The sequence below is a fragment of the Tsuneonella sediminis genome (assembly GCF_051912845.1).
Lineage (GTDB): Bacteria > Pseudomonadota > Alphaproteobacteria > Sphingomonadales > Sphingomonadaceae > Tsuneonella > Tsuneonella sediminis.
On the sequence record NZ_JBNCBU010000001.1, the window covers coordinates 2,045,436 to 2,065,028 of the forward strand.

General features: G+C 65.4%; 16 protein-coding genes and 1 tRNA gene. 11 read left to right on the forward strand and 6 right to left on the reverse strand.

Annotated elements, in window-relative coordinates:
* Positions 1-42: 42 nt before the first annotated feature.
* Entirely contained in the window at positions 43-2,184 is a 2,142-nt protein-coding gene (locus tag ACPV3N_RS10340; RefSeq protein WP_440117282.1) for a PQQ-dependent dehydrogenase, methanol/ethanol family, read from the reverse strand.
* A 134-nt stretch (positions 2,185-2,318) separates the two neighbouring features.
* Between ACPV3N_RS10340 and ACPV3N_RS10345 the strand changes: the two genes are divergently transcribed.
* Positions 2,319-3,182, forward strand: a complete 864-nt coding sequence (locus ACPV3N_RS10345) for a dienelactone hydrolase family protein (protein WP_440117284.1) — start codon at positions 2,319-2,321, stop codon at positions 3,180-3,182.
* Here the strand turns inward: ACPV3N_RS10345 and ACPV3N_RS10350 are convergent.
* The gene (locus ACPV3N_RS10350) at positions 3,179-4,177 is read right to left on the reverse strand and encodes an aldo/keto reductase (RefSeq protein WP_440117286.1); all 999 of its coding nucleotides are present in this window, start codon (positions 4,175-4,177) and stop codon (positions 3,179-3,181) included. The two genes, ACPV3N_RS10345 and ACPV3N_RS10350, sit on opposite strands and share 4 nt — an antisense overlap.
* Before the next feature lie 198 nt (positions 4,178-4,375).
* On the opposite strand from ACPV3N_RS10350, the gene ACPV3N_RS10355 reads away from it, so the two are divergent.
* Together ACPV3N_RS10355 and ACPV3N_RS10360 are read left to right on the forward strand one after the other, a co-directional pair.
* A complete protein-coding gene (locus tag ACPV3N_RS10355) occupies positions 4,376-5,410 on the forward strand; it encodes an SPFH domain-containing protein (protein ID WP_440117288.1) in 1,035 nt (344 codons plus the stop codon).
* A gap of 9 nt (positions 5,411-5,419) precedes the next feature.
* The gene (locus ACPV3N_RS10360) at positions 5,420-5,908 is read left to right on the forward strand and encodes an NfeD family protein (protein WP_440117290.1); all 489 of its coding nucleotides are present in this window, start codon (positions 5,420-5,422) and stop codon (positions 5,906-5,908) included.
* On the opposite strand, the gene ACPV3N_RS10365 is transcribed toward ACPV3N_RS10360, so the two are convergent.
* Positions 5,909-6,853, reverse strand: a complete 945-nt coding sequence (locus ACPV3N_RS10365; RefSeq protein ID WP_440117292.1) for an NAD(P)H-binding protein — start codon at positions 6,851-6,853, stop codon at positions 5,909-5,911.
* Positions 6,854-7,009: 156 nt separating this feature from the next.
* On the opposite strand from ACPV3N_RS10365, the gene ACPV3N_RS10370 reads away from it, so the two are divergent.
* Positions 7,010-7,096: transfer RNA gene (locus tag ACPV3N_RS10370), tRNA-Leu, on the forward strand.
* 554 nt (positions 7,097-7,650) lie between these two features.
* Here ACPV3N_RS10370 and ACPV3N_RS10375 read toward each other — a convergent pair.
* Positions 7,651-8,685 (reverse strand): 2-keto-4-pentenoate hydratase, encoded by a 1,035-nt coding sequence (locus tag ACPV3N_RS10375; protein WP_440117537.1) that lies wholly within the window; start codon positions 8,683-8,685, stop codon positions 7,651-7,653.
* On the opposite strand from ACPV3N_RS10375, the gene ACPV3N_RS10380 reads away from it, so the two are divergent.
* From ACPV3N_RS10380 to ACPV3N_RS10400, 5 genes are all read left to right on the forward strand, one after another.
* A complete protein-coding gene (locus ACPV3N_RS10380; protein ID WP_440117294.1) occupies positions 8,600-9,628 on the forward strand; it encodes a LacI family DNA-binding transcriptional regulator in 1,029 nt (342 codons plus the stop codon). The genes ACPV3N_RS10375 and ACPV3N_RS10380 overlap by 86 nt on opposite strands.
* A gap of 122 nt (positions 9,629-9,750) precedes the next feature.
* Positions 9,751-10,383: an RpiB/LacA/LacB family sugar-phosphate isomerase gene (locus ACPV3N_RS10385; RefSeq protein ID WP_440117296.1), complete on the forward strand. Its 633-nt coding sequence runs from the start codon at positions 9,751-9,753 to the stop codon at positions 10,381-10,383.
* Positions 10,384-10,406: 23 nt separating this feature from the next.
* Positions 10,407-11,180 carry a 2-dehydro-3-deoxy-D-gluconate 5-dehydrogenase KduD gene (kduD, locus tag ACPV3N_RS10390; protein ID WP_440117298.1) on the forward strand — a complete coding sequence of 258 codons (774 nt, stop codon included), beginning with the start codon at positions 10,407-10,409 and terminating at the stop codon, positions 11,178-11,180.
* Positions 11,177-12,202, forward strand: a complete 1,026-nt coding sequence (locus ACPV3N_RS10395) for a sugar kinase (protein ID WP_440117300.1) — start codon at positions 11,177-11,179, stop codon at positions 12,200-12,202. The genes kduD and ACPV3N_RS10395 overlap by 4 nt, the downstream gene beginning before the upstream one ends.
* Positions 12,189-13,745, forward strand: a complete 1,557-nt coding sequence (locus ACPV3N_RS10400) for a carboxylesterase/lipase family protein (RefSeq protein WP_440117302.1) — start codon at positions 12,189-12,191, stop codon at positions 13,743-13,745. The genes ACPV3N_RS10395 and ACPV3N_RS10400 overlap by 14 nt, the downstream gene beginning before the upstream one ends.
* Before the next feature lie 11 nt (positions 13,746-13,756).
* Here ACPV3N_RS10400 and ACPV3N_RS10405 read toward each other — a convergent pair whose 3' ends face one another.
* The gene (locus ACPV3N_RS10405) at positions 13,757-14,152 is read right to left on the reverse strand and encodes a cupin domain-containing protein (protein ID WP_440117304.1); all 396 of its coding nucleotides are present in this window, start codon (positions 14,150-14,152) and stop codon (positions 13,757-13,759) included.
* Position 14,153: 1 nt separating this feature from the next.
* Positions 14,154-15,458: a pectate lyase gene (locus ACPV3N_RS10410; RefSeq protein WP_440117533.1), complete on the reverse strand. Its 1,305-nt coding sequence runs from the start codon at positions 15,456-15,458 to the stop codon at positions 14,154-14,156.
* A 216-nt stretch (positions 15,459-15,674) separates the two neighbouring features.
* On the opposite strand from ACPV3N_RS10410, the gene ACPV3N_RS10415 reads away from it, so the two are divergent.
* Both ACPV3N_RS10415 and ACPV3N_RS10420 read left to right on the forward strand, forming a co-directional pair.
* Positions 15,675-18,467, forward strand: a complete 2,793-nt coding sequence (locus ACPV3N_RS10415) for a TonB-dependent receptor (protein WP_440117306.1) — start codon at positions 15,675-15,677, stop codon at positions 18,465-18,467.
* A 36-nt stretch (positions 18,468-18,503) separates the two neighbouring features.
* Entirely contained in the window at positions 18,504-19,505 is a 1,002-nt protein-coding gene (locus ACPV3N_RS10420; protein WP_440117308.1) for an alpha/beta hydrolase, read from the forward strand.
* Positions 19,506-19,593: the final 88 nt, after the last annotated feature.

A 19,593-nucleotide genomic window follows, 5' to 3' on the forward strand; every position in this document is an offset into this window, starting at 1 on the left:
CCGGTACGCGGCAACCCAAGGGCAATCGCCGAAGCGGCGTAGCTAGGTGCCGCCCGCCTCGAGCGCCTTGTCCTCGTTTGCCCGCTTCACGACGTAATGGCGGATCGCCTCGGCGTCGGGGGCGCGCAGGGCCTTTGCGAAACTGACCATGCCGTTGTGCGACAGCGCACCGTCGATGACGATGGATTTCATGGTGTCGGGATAGCCGATCGCCCCCGAGTGACGCAGGTCGGGCACGAGCCCCCCAGCGACCGCAGCATCGCCATGGCAGACCGAGCAGTAGCGTGCATACAGGTCCGCACCGCGGGCGACCTGTTCGGGCTTGCCCTTGAACGCAGGCGGATCGAGCACCGATTCCGACAAGGGGGGCGGATCGGGAAGCTTCCTGTCCGCTCCGAGCTTGAACACCAGCAGCCGGCTGATGTTGCGAACGGGTCCCGCTTTCCCGGCGAGAGTTCCGGCGACGAGATCCCAGACGCCGCCCCATCCGGCAAGCACGGCGATATACTGCTCACCGCCCATGGAATAGCTCATCGGCGCTGCGACGATTCCGGTCTGCGCGGGAAAGGACCACATCCTGCGGCCGTTTCCGGCCTCATAGGCGACAAACTCTCCGCCCGCGTTGCCCTGGAACACAAGTCCCCCCGCGGTCGCCAGCGTTCCCCCGTTCCAGGGACCCTTCATCGGCACGACCCAGGCGCTCGCCTGCTTGACCGGGTCCCATGCCAGGAGCGATCCCGTCGTGGCTGCGGCGGCCTGCGAGCGGACCGCCTTGTCGGCGGGCATGGCAACCGGTGCTCCGTCGAGCCCGGTCTGGAAGCCGATGTCGCTTTCCTTCCAGTCCTTCTTCGCAAGGTAGGGGTAGGCGACCTCGTTCGCCGGGATGTACACGAGGCCGGTCTGCGGGCTCATGCTCATCGGATGCCACGAATGGGCTCCGATGCCGCTCGGCAGGGCGATGAACGGCTTGCCGGTCTTTTCGTAGCGCGCCTCGGGGTTGATCGCGGGCTTGCCGGTCTTCTGATCGATTCCGGTCGTCCAGTTCTGCGTCGCGAAGGGCTTCGCGCCCAGGAACTCGCCGGTCTCGGCATCGAGGACGTAGAAATAGCCGTTCTTCGGGGCATGGAGCGCGACGTGTCGCAGCTTGCCGCCGATCTCGAGGTCGGCGAGCATGATGGGTGCGTTGCTGTCGAAATCCCAGCGGTCCTCGGGCGTTTCCTGGAAATGCCAGCGGTACTGCCCGGTACTCGCATCGACCGCGACCACCGATGCGGTATACAGGGCGTCGCCTTCGCCGCGGTCGTTTGCGGCCGGGTTCCACGGCTCTGCATTGCCGGTGCCGAACAGCACCAGGCCGGTCTTGGCATCGTAGACGATCGAATCCCACACGGTGCCGCCGCCGCCCAGCGTCCACCACTCGCCGCCCCAGGTCTTCGCGGCGGTTTCCATCGCCCGTGCATTGACGCCTTCGCCTTCGAAACCGTCCCTGGGGTCCCCGGGGACGACGTGGAAACGCCAGACCTCCTTGCCGGTCGCCCAGTCGAAGGCGGCAAGAAAACCGCGCGCCTTGTATTCGGCGCCCCCGCTACCGATCAGGACCAGCCCCTTCGCCGCGCGCGGGGCTCCGGTGATGGTATAGCTTTTCTGGTCGGGCACGACGAGCTTGGACCAGGCGACCCTGCCGCTTTTTGCGTCGAGCGCGACGAGCCGTCCGTCGAGAGTGCCGACGTACACTTTGTCGCCGTAGAGCGCGACGCCGCGGTTCACCGCATCGCAGCATGCGCGCACCAGCGTTTCGCGGGGAACCTTTGGATCGTAGGCCCAGATCTGCCTGCCGGTCGCGGCGTCGAATGCGAGCACCTTGCTCCACGCGGTCGAGATGTAGAGCACGCCGTCGTGCATCAGCGGCGTTGCTTCCTGACCCCGCGCCGTGTCGAGATCGGCGAACCATGCGAGGCCAAGCCTGTCGACGCTGCCGACGTCCACCTGTTTCAGCGGGGAATAGCGTTGTTCGTTGTAATCGCGGCCATAGGTCAGCCATTCGCCGCCTCCGGCTGCGGCGATCATCGCATCGGTCACGCCGACGGTGGGGGGTGCCACGCCAGAGCTTCCGGCAGCATCGTCCTTCGCGCCGCCGCATGCGGCAAGCACCAGCGCAGCCATTAGAGGCAGCAACCTTGGCATGAGACTCTCCCTCGTTCCGGCGTTCTCCGGTTGTATCGCCGATGCGCGGACCGGCATACCGCCAATCGGCTGGACCTGCGCCATGCCGCTGCTAGGCTGCCGGACGAGGGGAAGTGCGAAAAAGGGCCGAGCACATGTGCAACCAGAGCGATCTTGAAGACTTCGCGCGCCGGGGCGTGAATCGGCGGCAGTTCGCCGCCACGGGTGTCCTTGCCGGACTTGCCGCCTGCACGTCGATGGAAAGCGGTGTGGACGAGGGTTCCGCGCTGAGCGAAGCGATGGTGACCGTCCCCACCGCAGACGGCACCATGGATGGGTTTTTCGTCCACCCTTCCCGGCCTTCGCCGGGGGTGATCCTCTGGCCGGATATCGCGGGCTTGCGCGAAGCGAAGAAGGCGATGGCCCGCCGCCTTGCGGGCGAGGGCTACGCCGTGCTGGTCGCCAATCCCTATTACCGCGACGTCGCCGCGCCCCAGTTTGCCGACTTCGCCGACTTCATGGCGCAAAAGGGGTTCGAAAAGGTCGGCCCGTGGCGCGAGAAAGCCGGCAAGCCCGATGCCGTCGAGCGCGATGCGCAGGCGCTCGTCGCGTGGCTTGACCGACAGGATGCCGTCGATAGGCGGCGCGGCGTCGGCAACCAGGGCTACTGCATGGGCGGACCCTATACGATCTACTCCGCGGCCGCGGTGCCGGGCCGGATAAAGGCGGCGGCGAGTTTTCACGGGGGCGGCCTCGCGACCGACCGGCCGACGAGTCCCCACCGCGTGCTCCAGAAGGGAACGAGCTACCTGATCGCGATCGCGCAAAACGACGATGCCAAGCAGCCGGAGGCCAAGACCATCCTGCGCGAGGCCGCCGACGCGGCAGGCGTTCGGGCCGAGATCGAGGTCTATCCTGCCGACCACGGGTGGTGCGTGCCCGACAGTCCGGCATACGACCCGGTCCAGGCGGACCGCGCGTGGACGCGGATGCTCGCGCTCTACAGGGGGGCGCTCTAGGAGAAATCCTCAGTATCGATGGAGGACTGCATCGCGGGGCTGTAACGGTTTCCGCTGACTGTCGCCTGGTCGATCAGCGCGCCCGCGGCGGCGAGCGTCTCGCACGGGATGTCGAGGGCCAACGTCGCAAAGTTCTCCTCGAGGTGAGCGATGCTCGTCGTGCCGGGAATGACGTGGACGTGGGGTCCCCGTGAAAGCACCCACGCGAGCGCCAGTTGCGCCGGCGCGACGCCGGCCGCTTGCGCAAGCGCTTCGAAGCGAAGGATCAGCGCCCTGTTGGCCTTCCAGCATTCGCCAGTGAAGCGCGGCATGTCGCGCCGAATGTCGCGCTCGCCAAATCCCGGATCCTCGCCGAGTTCGCCGCCGAACGCGCCCCGCGCAAGCGGCGAGAAGGCGACGAATGCGATTCCGAGTTCGCGCGTCGTCTCGAGCACCGCGATCTCGGGCTGACGGGTCCACAGCGAATACTCGGTTTGCAGCGCGGCCATCGGGTGGACCGCGTGTGCCTCGCGAATGTGCGCGGCGCTCCACTCCGACACGCCGTAGCCGCCGATCTTGCCCGCTTCGATCGCGCGCGAAAGCGCCCCGACCATGTCCGCGATCGGCACGGTGCGGTCGAGCCGGTGCATGTAAAACAGGTCGATGTGGTCGGTCTTGAGGCGTGCCAGGCTCTCGTCGATCGAGCGGGTCATGGCACGGGGCGAGCAGTCGATCCCGCGCCTGCCGTCCTCGCGCACGACGATCCCGGTCTTGCTGGCGAGCAGATAGGCATCGCGGCAGCTCGACAACGCCTCGCCGATCAGCGTCTCGTTGCGGCCAAGGCCATAGATGTTCGAGGTATCGAGATGGTCGTAGCCAAGTTCGATCGCGCGCTCGAGCAGCCGGATCCGGTCCGCATGCGGCGGCGGGTCGCCATAGGCCCACGACAGGTTCATGCAGCCAAGACCTATCGGACGGACCGGTCTGCCGGCGAGCGCGCGTCTTTCGATCTTCATCGCCTTGTGGGTAGGGGCAGCCGCCGTCCGGGGCAACGGATCATCCGCGCAGCCCCCCGGAAAGAGGAGGAAGCGCCTTCTTTCGAAATCCTCGCTCCGCAGCGGGTGCCGTCGACCGGAAGACGCTGTCGCGGCGTTCCGGTTTCGCTTGCCCGCGGCCGGGTGCCCGCTACGATGCGGTGAGGCAGGAGGAATGCAATGGGTCCCTTGATCACGCTCGCGCTCGTCGTGGCGGTATTGTTCATCTTCATCATGTCGGCGATCAAGGTCGTGCGGCAGGGCTACGTCTACACGATCGAGCGGCTGGGCAAGTATACCAAGGCCGCCGATCCCGGCATGCACGTCATCATCCCCTTCGTCGATCGCGTCGGCCAGAAGGTGAACATGATGGAGCAGGTGCTCGATATTCCCGGACAGGAAATCATCACCCGTGACAACGCCATGGTCGGGGTGGATGCGGTGGTGTTCTTCCAGGTGCTCGACGCGGGCAAGGCCGCGTACGAGGTGCACAACCTCTACAACGCGATCATGGCGATCACGACTACCAACCTGCGTACCGTGATGGGCAGCATGGACCTCGACGAAACCCTGTCGAAGCGCGACGAGATCAACGCCCGCCTGCTCGGCGTGGTCGATCACGCGACATCGCCGTGGGGCGTCAAGATCACCCGCGTGGAGATCAAGGACATCCGGCCGCCGCTCGACATCTCCGAGGCGATGGCGCGCCAGATGAAGGCCGAGCGCCTGAAGCGCGCCGAAATCCTCGAGGCGGAAGGCGAGCGCGCGAGCCGCATCCTGCGCGCCGAGGGCGAGAAGCAGTCCGCGATCCTGTCCGCAGAGGGCAAGAAGGAAGCGGCCTTCCGCGATGCGGAGGCGCGCGAACGGGCCGCCGAGGCCGAGGCGCAGGCGACCCGCGTCGTCAGCGATGCGATCGCGCAGTCGGGCAACCAGGCGATCAACTACTTCATCGCGCAGGAATATACCAAGGCGGTCGGCAAGTTCGCGACCAGCCCCAACGCGAAGACTATCCTCTTCCCGGTCGAGGCGACCCAGCTCATCGGCTCGCTCGGCGGGATCGGCGAACTCGTCCGCGAGGCGGTAAAGCCCGGCGATGTGACCGCGCCGGCGCCGCGCATGCCGTCCTCCGCGCAGGAGGCCGGCCAGTCGGGTATGGCGCTGCCATCCCAGCGCCAGCGCAGCGCGGTCCCGCGGTCCGGCCGCGGCGACGCCTAGGACGGGGCGATGGACTGGCTCGAGGGCCTCGACGCGCACTGGGTGTGGTTCGCCATCGGCCTCGTACTCGCAGGGTTCGAGATGGTGGTGCCCGGCGTCTACCTGATCTGGCTGGCACTGGCAGCGCTCGCCACCGGCGCGCTCGTCTACGTGTTCGATCCGGGTATCGCGCTCCAGATCGTCAACTTTGTCTTCCTATCGCTGATCATCGTGTTCGCGGCACGGCGCATCCTCACCGAGCAGCCGATCGCCAGTACCGATCCGCTGCTCAACAACCGGATGGGGCGACTCGTCGGGCAGACCGGGACGGTCGCAGTGGCGATCGAACACGGCGAAGGGCGCGTGCGGCAGGGCGACAGCGAATGGTCCGCCCGCGGACCCGAACTCGCCGCCGGGGCGCGGGTGCGGATCATCGGCTTCGACGGGGGCACGCTGATCGTCGAGCCGCTCACGCTCCTGTCGGACGAGGGGACCGCGCCGCCGAAGGATGCGTCCTAGCTAGCTGGCGAGCTTCTCGTTGAACCGACCGTGCTTGCGGTAGCGGATCATCCAGCGGTCGAGGAACAGCCCGAGGGGGCGGGGGGTGACGCCGAAATCCTCGATCCCAGGGAATCGTCCCGAGGGTCGATTGCCCCCCTTGAGCAGGGTCCACTGGTCGGTGTTCATCGGCGTGCCGGGAAGCATCGCGAAAAACGCCGAAACACCATCGGGCACATCGATGAAACCGCGCCTGCGGTTCTGCGCTCTTGCTATCCGCTCGTTCAAGGCGCGCATCGTAACGGGTTCGGGTCCGGCGATTTCGTAGGTCTTGCCGCCGTGCGTGGAGGGATCGGCGAGGGCGGCGACCACGGCCTTTGCCGCGTCCTCGACCGATAGCGGCTGGATCGGCGCGTTCGGCGCGAACACCGGCAGCACGGGAAACACCGAGATCAGCCCGGCGAACATGTTGATGAAACCGTCGTCCTCGCCAAACAGGATCGAGGGGCGCAGGATCGTCGCCCCGGGAAAGGCCTGCCTCACCGCGTCCTCGCTTTCGGCCTTGGCCCGGGCATAGGTCGCAGGCGACTCGGCGTCGGCGCCGATGGCGCTCACATGCACCATCGCGGCGCAGGCATTGTCGGCCGCGGCCCTGGCAAGGTTCTCGGCGCTGTCGACAATGGTCGAGACGAGATCACCCTCGAACGTACCGACGAGGTTTACCACCGCGTCCGCGCCCGCGACCGCGGCAGCGGCGCTGGCGGGCCTGGTGGCGTCGCACCGGGCGAACTGCAGCTGGCCGAGCTGGGCAAGCGGCTTCAGGTGCCATGCCTTCTCCGGATGGCGGCTGGCGATGCGCACGCGCGCGCCGCGCGAGAGAAGCGCCTGCGCGACATGATCGCCGAGGAAGCCGCTGCCGCCGACCACGGTTACCAGTTTGCCGTCGAGAGGGTGGGTCTTGGCCATCGTAGTCCTGCTTCTCCGAATTGCGCGGTTTGCCCTGCCGGAAACGCGACCGCATCGCAATGTCCTTGGTTTTGCCACGTTGACAAGCGCGCGCCCCCTTCGTATCGGCGCGCCCCTACCTGCCGGGCGGCTGCGTTGCTGCCCCGTGCATCCGGTGCCCAGATGGCGGAATTGGTAGACGCACCGTCTTCAGGTGGCGGCGCTCGCAAGGGCGTGGAGGTTCGAGTCCTCTTCTGGGCACCATTTGTTTTCCGCAGACGGTCGGCAAAACACCTGATTTCGCGAAATAATATCGCCAGTTTGATCGCTCGCGTTAGGACATCTTCGTTTTCAATCTGGGTCCCCGGGACCCTTTTCTGCCCGAGACCCCGATCAAGGTGACCGCAAAACGCCTGCTTTTGAGACTAGGGTGCCACGGCGTTAGCCGATTGACATCGCAAGCAGTCCGCTCCGCGCGACCGTGATAGGATACTCGCCCACCGTGGCGAGCTATGCGTTCTCATCTATACTAACGGCGCGAAGCCAGGACTCCAAAGTTTAGAGCTGGACCGCGCCTTCGGCGGTTCTAGCGCCCAGCAGGGTACTGCAACCCAAAGGCCCAATTTTCGCCGGCCTGCCTCCCGACCGGGGGGTGTAGTTCTAATACAACTGTAATCTGGTCGCGATCTTTCAAGTCAAGAAATCTGGCGAAGGACGAGGCTTCACGGCTAGCGGGGCCAAAGAGGCTCGCGGATTATTCTGATATCGAGGCTAATTACGATTTGAATACGATCCTCTACTCCGCCCGAAGTATCTGGTCATGAATGGTCAATGCAGGCTGCCATTTCTCCGACCCCACCAAAGCGTGCGCGAGCGACTTGTCCAACGGAGACGGGATGAACACCCGTGATCGCCCCGCTGGAGATCCACCAACCTGCCTGCGGCGTGATCCCACGCTCCAGCAAGTTTTCGAAGAGGAACGCAGCTGCGCCAAACGGACCATCGAGCATCGTCGCAGTGGTTGCCTGGCCCACGATCGCACCGTCGATTTCCATCGAGACCTCTATCTGGTCGAGGTCCGCCCAGAGGTCGTGTGGCACCTTCGGTCCCAAAAGAAGGCCGGCGTTATTGCCGTGGTCAGAAATGGTCACGCACGGTCCATCGGCATTGATCGCCGCATAGGGAGACGAGGCGACCTCGATGCCGATGCGGATTTCATCAATCCATCGGGCTGCGTCTTTTCGGTTCGTGGGCAGCGGCCCGCCGGTCGGCCCCACCCGCAACATGAACTCGGCTTCGACAGCGGCGAACCCCCCGCGGAAGATGTCGAACCGGCTGGGTGCGTCGCCGCTCCAATTGATGAGGTCCGCGAACACCGGTCCGGCGAGGCGATTGGCGCCGAGGCGCGCGTCGTCAGGCGGGTTGATCTTGCCCACCTTCCAGCCGCCGATCGCGCGGTCCCATATCGAAAGCGCGCGATCCTGGATCTCGTAGGCGGCGGCGAGACTCTCAGGACGGTTGCCCGGATAGCGGGCGAGTGCCGTTCCCTTGCGCCGCGCTTCGACGAACGCCTGCGCGATCGCGCACTCTTGAACTGTCACTCTGGTCCATCCCCATTGCTTGCTGCCAAAGGCAATTTTGACGAAAAAGGAAACCGGTGTCAAAAAGGAAATTCCACGAACGGTAGCGGGCGCAATCGCTTCAGGATTTCGCGGAGAGACCGATTGCAGGATGCCGGCATTCCTGCCAGCAGTGCGAGGAATCGCCATGGCCAGATCGAACAGAACACCAACGATCAACGACGTGGCCCGCGCGGCCGGCGTGTCGAAAAAGACCGTCAGCCGGGTTATCAACCGGTCGGCGCTGATCAAGAAGGATACGCGTGAGAGGATCGAGGCGGTCATCGCGGACTTGGGCTACGTGCCCAATCCTCAGGCAAGAGCGCTGGCGTTGCGGCGGAACTTCCTGCTCGGCCTGCTACACGACAATCCCAACGCGCAGACCGTGTTGAATTTCCAGGAGGGGGTGCTCAACGCCATCAAGGCGACCGAGTTCGCGCTGGTCGTGCGACCGGTGGATCGTCATTCCCCGCACATGCTCGACGACATCCGTCACTTCCTCGAGCAGCAGCGCCTTTACGGTGTGCTGATCCTGCCGCCGATCTCGGAAAACGATGATCTCGCCGCACTGTGCCGCGAGATGGGATGCGGGTACGTGCGCATGGGCTCGGCAATGCTGGATGACGAGGAGCACGTGGTCGCCTCCAACGACCGCGAGGTGGTCGAGAGCGCGGTCGATTACCTGGTCGAGATGGGTCACCGCCGGATCGGTATCATAAAGGGGCCCGACGGCTTCCGCTCCGCTTCCGAGCGCGCCGAAGGGTTCATGGCGGCGATGAAAAAGCACGGGCTGTCGGTTCCCCCCGATGCCATCGGGCAAGGGACCTACCGCTTCGATTCGGGGCTGACCGCGGCGGGCCGGTTGCTCGACCGCCCGGTACCGCCGACCGCGATCTTCTGCAGCAACGACGAAATGGCCGCCGGAGCGCTGCATGCTGCTCGTCAACGCGGCATCGAAGTCCCCGGTGATCTGTCGATCATCGGCTTCGACGATTCGCCGATCGCCGCGCATATCTGGCCGCCGATGACCACGGTCGGATGGCCGATCCGGGAGATGGGCAAGGCGGCAGCACTCAAGCTGGTCGCTCCGGCCGACGAGGCGGCGCAGGACTCCCGTTTTCCCGCCCAATTGATCAAACGATTGTCGGTCGCGCCGCCGTCGTCCGGCGGAAGCTGAACAGGAAGGTTGAAATTTGCCGGACTTTGCCGCAGAACGATTTATGACACCGGTTTCCTAAGGGCGCTTATGCCCTGAGGCCAATCCAACGAAAAGGGCTCGCCGAGCCGAAGAGAGGCACGATGAAGATCGCACTTGTCATAGAGAACAGCCAGGCCGCTAAGAGCACCACCATTCACGACGCTCTCACCGCGGTGGCCGAGCCCCTTGGGCACGAGGTGCACCATTACGGCATGTATACCGCCGAGGACGGGGCGCAGCTGACCTACGTCATGAACGGCCTGCTGGCCGGGATTCTGCTGAATTCCGGAGCGGCCGATTTCGTGGTCACTGGTTGCGGCACCGGCATGGGTTCCATGCTCGCGTGCAATTCGATGCCCGGCGTTTTCTGCGGCCTCGTCATCGATCCCACCGATGCATTCCTTTTCAGCCAGATCAACGATGGCAATTGCATGTCGATGCCCTATGCCAAGGGCTTCGGTTGGGCGGCCGAGCTCAACCTGCAGGACTGCTATCGCAAGATCTTCGAGAACGAGGGCGGCGCGGGCTACCCCAAGGAGCGTGCCGAGATCATGCGCACGAACCGCGGAATCCTCAAGGATTTCAAGGCGGCTGCCTGCCAGGATATGCTCACGGTTCTCAAGAACGTAGACCAGGACCTGCTGCGGTCGGCAATCGCGGGAGAGAAGTTCTCCGAGCTCTTCTATGCCAACTCGCAGGACGCGGCTATCAGCGACTACCTGCGCTCGTTGTGAGCGGATCGCGAGGGGAGGCCGGCATGGCGGGCAATCCATTCGACCTGAGCGGACGCAAGGCGGTCGTGACTGGCGCGAACACCGGCATCGGACAGGGCATCGCCGTTGCCCTGGCGCGGGCAGGTGCCGATGTCGCTCTCGTCGGACGCAGCACCGCGAGCGAAACGCAGGCGCTGATCGAAGGCGAGGGGCGCAAGGCCGTCCAGATACGCGCTGACCTGTCCTCCATAGCTCACACAGGGGACGTCGTCGCGCAGGCGATCGATGAGCTCGGGAGAATCGACATCCTCGTCAACAACGCCGGGATCATCCGGCGCGAGGACGCGCTCGACTTTTCGGAGGAGGACTGGGACGCGGTCGTCGATACGAACCTCAAGGTCCTGTTCTTCCTGACGCAGGCGGTCGGACGCCACATGGTCGGCTGGGCCAGCCAGTCGGGCGAGCGAGGCAAGATCGTCAACATTGCATCGATGCTCACCTTCCAAGGCGGCATCCGCGTGCCAAGCTACACCGCATCAAAGAGCGGCGTAGGAGGCCTGACCAAGCTCCTCGCCAACGAATGGGCCGCGAAGGGCATCAACGTCAATGCCATTGCGCCGGGCTACATTGCGACCAACAACACGGCCGCGTTGCAGGCCGACGAGAACCGCAACCGCCAGATTATGGAGCGCATCCCCGAAGGCCGCTGGGGCGACCCGGCGGACATCGGCGGCGCCGCGGTGTTTCTCGCCAGCCGGGCGGCCGATTACGTCCAGGGTCACATCCTGGCTGTCGACGGTGGGTGGCTTGCGCGATGAGCGCGGCGAGGGGGCTGGGTCCGGTCGTCTGCTTCGGAGAGATGCTGATGCGTCTTTCGCCGCCCCCTGCCGTTCCGCTGGCTAGAACCGGCGCGCTCAACCTTGCCGTCGGCGGGGCGGAGGCGAACGTCGCCGTCGCGCTCGCAGGACTGGGGTGTTCCACCCGAATGCTCACGGTCGTGCCGGACAATCCCCTTGGGCGACGGGCGATCGCGGCGCTTGGAGAGGCAGGCGTCGATACCCGGTTCATCCGCAAGGGCGAGGGGCGACTTGGCCTTTACTTCTTTGAACAGCCGTCAGGCCCGATCGGCGGGCGTGTTACCTATGACCGCGCGGGAAGCGCCTTCGCCGCCACAAACGCTTCCGACATCGATTTTGCCCATGCACTCGAAGGGGCTGGCCTGCTGCACGTGTCGGGCATCACGCCGGCGCTTGGCCCTTCGGGATCCGAGCTGGCCCTTGCGGCCGTCGCAGCCGCCCGGAACGCCGAAGTGCCGGTGTGCTTCGACGGCAACTACCGGGCCAACCTGTGGGACGCGTGGGACAGCAATCCGCGCGAGATCCTCTCGCGCCTGGTGGGCGAAGCGACCGTCCTCGTCGGCAACCATCGCGATATTTCGCTGCTGCTCGGCAAGACGTTTTCAGGTGACGGCCCCGATCGGCGACGCGAGGCAGCGGAAGCAGCCTTCAAGGCGTTCCCCCGGCTGCAGGTGATCGCCTCGACCGCGCGTCATGTCGACAGCTCGACGGCCCAGAGGCTGGCGGGCCGCGTCGACCTGCGTAACGAGCAATGGCAAACGGAAGAGGTTCGCATCGACCCGGTGGTGGATCGCATCGGGACCGGCGACGCCTTCGCAGCGGGGGTGCTCTCGCGCTGGATCGCAGGGGGTAGCGCGGAGAGCATGGCGACGACCGGCCTGGCGCTGGCGGTAATGAAGCACGGCATCGGCGGCGATTCGATCTGCGTGACGCGCGGCGAACTCGAGGCATTCGATCCGGCCGGATCCGATGTCAGCCGCTGACCGTATTTCCCGCCGCTCGCTTCTGACCGGAAGCGCCAGCGCGGGCCTGGCGCTTTCGGTTCCGCTCGCAGCCCGGACCCGCGAACCGCGCGCGCTGTCCTGGCTCGGAATCGTCGACCGGGGTACGCCCGCGTTCCTGGGCATTCGATATGCTCGCGCCGCTCGTTTCGCTCCACCCGTGCGCGAGCCGCTGCCGACAGCAAGCACGCGGGCGGATCGGTTCGGTCCGCTGGCCCCCCAAGTGCGGCCGATCACGCCAGACATCAGCGAGGATTGCCTGTTCCTCAACATCTGGACGCCCGAAGCCCGCGCCGGTGCCGCGCGCCCGGTGATGGTCTACTTTCACGGCGGGGCATACAACTGGGGCTCGGTCACCGATCCGGTGACGCACGGCCCCCATCTCGCTGCGCGGGAGGATGTCGTGGTGGTGACGGTCAACCACCGCCTCAACGTCTTCGGCTACGGCTGGTTGGCTCCATTCGGAGAGCGCTTCCGCGACAGCGGCAACCTGGGCCAGCTCGACCTGGTCTGCGCGCTTGAATGGATCCGCGATCACATCGGGGCGTTCGGCGGCGACCCGGCGCGGGTGATGGTCTTCGGCCAGTCGGGCGGAGGGGCGAAGATCGCTACCCTCATGGCAATGCCCGCTGCCGAGGGCCTGTTTGCCTCTGCCGCGACGATGAGCGGGCAGCAGGTGACGGCGCAGGGTCCCGGCAACGCGTGGAAGCGAACGAAGGCGTTCATGGAGCACATCGGGCTCGCGGGCGGCGATGTGGAGAGCCTGCTTGGGCTGCCCGCCGAACGCCTCCTCGACGGCCTTGAAGCGCGCGATCCGCTGCTCGGCGGTGGGATCTACTTCGGACCCACTCTCGACATGACGAACCTGCGACGCCATCCGTTCTGGCCCGACGCTGCTCCGCAGTCGCGTCACATACCGATGATCCTCGGCAATACGACCGACGAAACTCGCGCGTTCATAAGTCCGACGGGACCGGTCGTTACGGGACTCGACTGGACGAACATCGCCGACCGGCTCGGTCCGCAGATCCGCATCGACCTGAATCCCCAGTGGGTGGTCGACCAGTACCGGGCGCGTTTTCCCGGCTGGACCGCCGAGGAGGTGTTCTACGCAGCCTCGACCGACGGGCGAAGCTGGCCGGGACAACTGATCGAGGCGGACGAGCGGGCAAAGGCAGGCGCCGAGAAGACATGGGTCTATCAACTCGATCGGGAAAGCCCGATCGACCCGAACCGGGGCGCAGCGCACACCGACGACCTGCCGTACGTGTTCGGCACGCTCGATGCCGAGGGTAGCTTCTCGGGAACCGGCCAACGCGCCCGCGAGATCAGCAGCGCGATGATGGGGGCGTTCGCCGGGCTCGCCCGCCACGGCGTGCCGGGACTGCCGGACTGGCGGCCCTATCGGCTGCCCGAACGCGCCACCCTGATGGTCGCGGAGGACCGCATCGCGGTCGAGAACGATCCGCGCGGGTGGCAGCGCCAGCTCTGGTCCAGGGCACCCTACATTCAGCCGGGCAGCTAGCGTCGTCGGCCTTAGGTCCCCGGTTTGGCAGTCACGGGGTAGGCTATGATTATAGACAGGGGCTCTGTTCCCACTTGCCGGATACCGACAATTGCACCGGTGTAGAGATAGGCGGCCATGCCCGCGGACAATTCCGCTTCCACGCCATCTGATACCACCACGCCCGCGCCCGCGGTGACGTAATACACCTCGTCGTGGGCAATCGGATGTTCACCGATCGCCGCGCCAACATCGAGCACGCGGCGGCGGAACTCCATTGTGCGCGGCTGGGGGGCCGCGTCGCTGATGCGATAGGCCGTCGACATCCCCAGTGCGCCGTGGGGCGGGGCTTCGCGCACCATCGTGTCCTGCTCGTCGATCACGACCATGGGTGGTGCCTGCATCAGCAGGAGCAAGGGCCAGATCATCTCAGCGTCCTCCGCTTCGCATCGCGCGATCGCGGGGCGACAGGTGTTCCTGTGCACCGGGCTTCTGACCAGGATAAACGCCCGATCGTGGAGTCATCCTGGCGACGTCCCAATCGGCTTCCACGAAGCGGGCCGAACTCGCCTCGATCTCCGGATACCCGCCGACTTCGCTTTCGTCGTCGATGATTTCGCCGCGGCCTTCGGCGATGAAGAACAGCACCCGAATTTCTTCGGACCCCCGGTTCCACGGGCGCGCGCCCGCAGTGGCGAGCAAGGTCGTCTCCACCGACCCGCTTGGCAGGATGTCGTATCCCTCGACGTTAGCCAGCGGCGCATCTGCCTCGATCAGGCGGGCGCCGGTCTCGCCATAGCGACCGAACATCGGCAACGGGTTGCCGTGGCGATCCACCGCGCGGTTGTCCTTTCCGTAATAAGCAAGGTCGCCCACGCCGCCCAGCATCAGGAATGGCAGGCCGGGAATGGTGTCGTTCCCGCCGCGCAGGACGTTGCCGATCGCGGTGATCTCGCCAGTGACCGGCTCGTGGCCCGCCCATTCTAGGTCCATCAGGTTGTAGTGCACCGCGCGGTGTTGCGGGTTGTAGATCAAATTGTTGACCATCAGTACCTGCGCGCCGCCCTTTACCAGCGGGCTGCGCTCAACGTTGTGCGCCCAGATGTTGCGATCGAAGACGATCCCGGTGGCGTTGTCGTGGACGAGCGATCCCTTCGAGTGCTCGCCCTTGGGGTGGCTCGAATCGGCCAGGCCCTCCGCCGCGAGATTGAGGCGGAAAACGATGTCGTGGCTCGTTCCCTTCCGCCATTCGGCCACGGTCTCGCCGGTGAAACGCGGGCCGGACGCCGACATGTTCTCGTCGATCGCCCACAGGAATGTGCAATTCTCGACCAGCACGCGGGAGGCGGCAGCGGTCGAAAAGGCGTCTGCCTCCCAGCCGCTGCGCTTGGCCTGGCCATCGGCACCGGTGATGATCCGCAGGTGCTGCAATTTCACGTCGTGCGTTTTCACGTCGATGCCGCCGCGCAGGATCGTGATCCCGGGAGAGGGCGCGGTCTGGCCTGCGATCGTGACGAATGGCTGGTCGATCGTGAGGGTCGATCGCTCAAGGTCTATCGCGCCGCCGACCTCGAACACCACTATGCGCTTGCCCTTGATCGCCAATGCGGCGGCGAGGCTACCCGGGCCATCCTTCGCGAGCGTCGTGACTCGGATGATCTTGCCCCCCCGGCCGCCGTCGGTCGGGTCTGCGGGTTGGGCTCTGAGGCTGCCACTTCCCACACCAAACACCATGAAAATCAGAATGATGCGTGTCAGGACGCTGCGCATACCGGCTCTCTCTCCCATGCTTGTTGCCATCAACTTGACAGAGCGCACCGACTGAGGCAATGATTAATGACACCGGTTACCAAAAATCGGGTTGGAGAGTCGGATGCTGCCTGAAGGGCCATGTCTTGGCCAATTTAGGAAACCGGTGTCACCAACCCAGAAGGACTAGGGGAGGTTTGCATGGCTCACGTGCGTACGGTTTCGCAGATGAAGATTGCTCTTTTGCTCGGCGGCGCCGCGCTCGTGCCGCAGGCGGCGTGGGCGCAGGATGCAGCGGACGTCGACGGCGCGGCTCCAGAGGACAACGTCATTGTCGTCACGGGTTTCCGCGAATCGCTCAATGCCGCGATCGCGCAGAAGAGGAACAGCGCTTCGCAGGTCGATGTGATCGTCGCCGAGGACATCGCCAAGTTCCCCGACACCAACCTGGCAGAATCGCTCCAGCGCATTCCGGGCATATCGATCCAGAAGGACGCCGGCGAAGGTCGGGCGATCACCGTGCGCGGCCTCGGCGCGCAGTTCACCCGCGTGCGCGTCAACGGCATGGAAGCGATCGCGACCTCCACCGACGGGGCGAGCGCCAATCGCGACCGCGGATTCGATTTCAACGTTTTCGCGTCCGAATTGTTCAACTCGATCGTCGTCCATAAGACGGCCGAGGCTTCGCTCGACGAGGGTTCCCTCGGCGCGGTGGTCGACCTCAACACCGGCAACCCCCTCGCCTATGACCCCGGCTTCAACGTCGTCGCGTCTGCGCAGGCGCGCTACAACGACCTGTCGAAGGACGTGGGACCACGGCTCGCCGGGCTCGTATCGTGGACCAACATCGACCAGACGTTCGGCGTCGCCGCCTCGGTCGCCTATTCGAAGTACGATACGTTCGAACTGGGCAACAACACGGTGCGCTGGACACAGGGCGCATTCCGATCGGTCAATGGCACATCGTGTTTCACCGGCTCGACCTACGTGCCCAGCGCACTCTGCAACCAGGTTGGCCTTGCCTTCCATCCGCGAATTCCGCGCTACGGCCTCGTCGCGCACGATCGCGAACGGCTGGGCGCTACCGGCTCGATCCAGTGGGCGCCGACTGACCGCACCAAGCTGTCAATCGATGGCCTCTATTCGAACTTCAAGGAAATTCGCGACGAATTCTGGGGCGAGATCCTCATCCGTTCGAACGAGCGGACGATCGACGTCACCAACTTTACCATCGATTCGAACAACAACCTCGTCGCCGCGACCCTGAACAACGCCTACCTGCGCACGGAGCGTTATTCTCGCGAAAGCGAAACCGAGTTCTGGCAGGTCTCGGCACGCCTCGACCAGGAAGTGACCGACACGCTGTCGCTCACGCTGCGTGGGGGCAAGTCACGTTCGGACGCGGACATTCCGCTCGAAACCACGATCCTGTTCGACGACCGGATCAACGGCTATACCTTCGACTACCGGGAGATGGCCACGCCGCAGCTCAATTTCGGACCCGGCGGCGCTTCGACCCCCTCGCAGTTCGAACTGGCTGAGTTCCGCGACCGCCCTTCCTTCCTGACGAACAAGTTCGAAACGGTCGGTCTCGATGCAGAGTGGGACATTTCCGACGGATTCAACGTGACTGCGGGGGGCATCTACCGCAGGTACGACTACGACACGCAGGGCTTCCGGCGCGACAGCACCTATTGCGGTGCATTTACCTGCGCGCCCGGCCAGACCGGGTTGCCGGTTACGGACGCGATTTCCGAGATTTTCAATCTCGGTCGGGCCGGACAGCCGGCCGGCAACTCGAACAGCTGGCTGGTGCCGGTGCTCGGGCCGGCCGCCGAAGCGGTGGGCCTCTACCGCCGCCCCGCGGTATCACAGACCGGAGAGGACCGCTCGGTCACCGAAAAGACCAAGGGCGGATACCTGCAGTTCAATTTCGACACCTACGACCTGCTGGGCATGCGTGTGACCGGCAACGTCGGCACGCGTTACGTCCGGACCGAGCAGAGCTCGACCGGCTTCAACAGCGGTACCGAAGTGACCGTCGAGCGCAGCTACGACGACTGGCTTCCGTCGGGTAACCTCAATCTCTTTCTGACCGACAGCCTGATCCTGCGCGGCGCGATTGCCGAGGTGATGACCCGTCCCTCGCTCGGCAACCTCACGCCGGGCGGCTCGGTCGACCAGTTCAACTTCCGCATTACGTCGGGTAACCCGTTCCTGAATCCGTTCCGGGCCGTCGCCTATGATGCCGCGCTCGAATGGTATTTCGCTCCGGGCGCCTTGGCTTCAGTGGCATTGTTCAAGAAGGACATCGCCAGCTTCCCGCTCTCCAGCTCGTTCCAGGGCACCTACGCCCAGAGCGGACTACCGACGTCGATCCTCACGCCTGGCACGCCGCTCCACAACGCGATCGTGGTCGGCACCAATCCCAGCGTTCCGATCGAGTTCCGCACCAGCGTCAACGGCCCGGGTGCGAACCTCAAGGGCGTCGAGGTATCGCTGCAATTGCCGTTCGACACGTTCGCAAGCGGATTCCTCTCGCGCTTCGGCATCCTCGGCAACGTGACGTTTGTCGACAGCGACGTCGATTACACGCTGGCGACCCCCGCCGCCGCCCTCAACAGCAGCGGCAATCCGGTGTCCGGCCCCGCAACGGTCTTTACCCGGCCTTTGCTCGATCTCGCCAAGAAGGCCGCCAACGGCACGCTCTACTACGAGGACGAGAAGTTTTCCGCCCGCGTATCGGTCGCCTATCGCGACGGATACCTCGACAGCACTAGTGGTAACCTCAACATCTTCGAGGGGTATGCGAGCACGGTCAACGTCGACGCGTCGCTGCGCTACAAGCTGACCGAGCAGATCGAGGTTTCGCTGGAAGGCACCAACCTGACCGACGAATACCGCGAGCGCTTCGTCAACGATCCATCGCCCCGCGGGTACGAGAACAACCACTTCGGGCGGGTGATCATGGCCGGCGTCAGGGTGAAGATCTGACGGCTATCGGGTCGCATTAGGATGAAGGGCCCCTGCATGAGGAGTGACCGCAGGTCGATCCTGGGCGGGGGCCTGGTCCTGTCGCTGATCGGGGCGGGTCGCGCCTTCGGCCAGGCACCGCCGCCATCGGTCGCGGGCGCATCGCCGCCGGGCCTGCCCCAGCCGGTCGAGACGATCGATCTCTGGCCGAACGGCGCGCCCGGCATGCCCCCCCGCCGTCCCGTCGAGACCGTCGAGGAGCGCTCCACCGACAGCCTCGTCACCGACCGCGCGGTCCTCGGTATATCGGTTCCGCGCATGGCGGTGTTTCGCCCGGACCGTCCCAACGGAGCGGCGGTCCTGCTGATGCCGGGCGGGGGGTATCGCCACGTCGTGGTCGACAAGGAAGGCTACGAGATGGCGCGTTGGCTCACGGCGCGTGGCTTCACCGCATTCGTGCTGTTCTACCGGCTGCCCTACGACGGCTGGTCGGCGGGACCGAACGTGGCGCTGTCCGATGCGCAGCGGGCCATCCGGCTGATCCGCAGCCGTCATCGCGAGTTCGCCATCGACCCGGAACGCGTGGCGGCGATGGGTTTCTCGGCGGGCGGGCATCTGTGCGCCGACCTCGGCACCCGGTTCGCCGCTGCAACCTACGCGCCCGTCGACGATGCCGACGAATTAAGCGCAAAGCCGGTATGCGCAGCGCCGATCTATCCGGTCGTCTCGATGCACGGGCCGGCTGCGCATGCCGGTTCGCGCGAGCGACTGCTGGGCGCCAATCCGTCGGCCGCACTCGAAGCGGCACACTCGCCCCATCATAACGTGCCCGTGAATGCGCCTCCGTTCTTCATCCTCCATGCAGAGGACGACGATGTCGTGCCGGCCGAAAACAGTGTTCTCCTCCACGCCGCGCTCAAGTCACGGGGCATCCGTGTCGAAATGCATCTGTTCGAGCATGGCGGTCACGGCTTCGGCCTGCGCAAGGCAATCGGAAAGCCGGTCGAGGTCTGGCCCGACCTTTGGCGGGCATGGGCTCGCGGAGCCGGGCTGGGCTGATGCGCAGCACCAGGCGAACCCTCATTGCCGGAGCGGGCGCGATAGGCGCTACATCGCTTGCGTCATGCCGCTCGATGCCACTGACCGG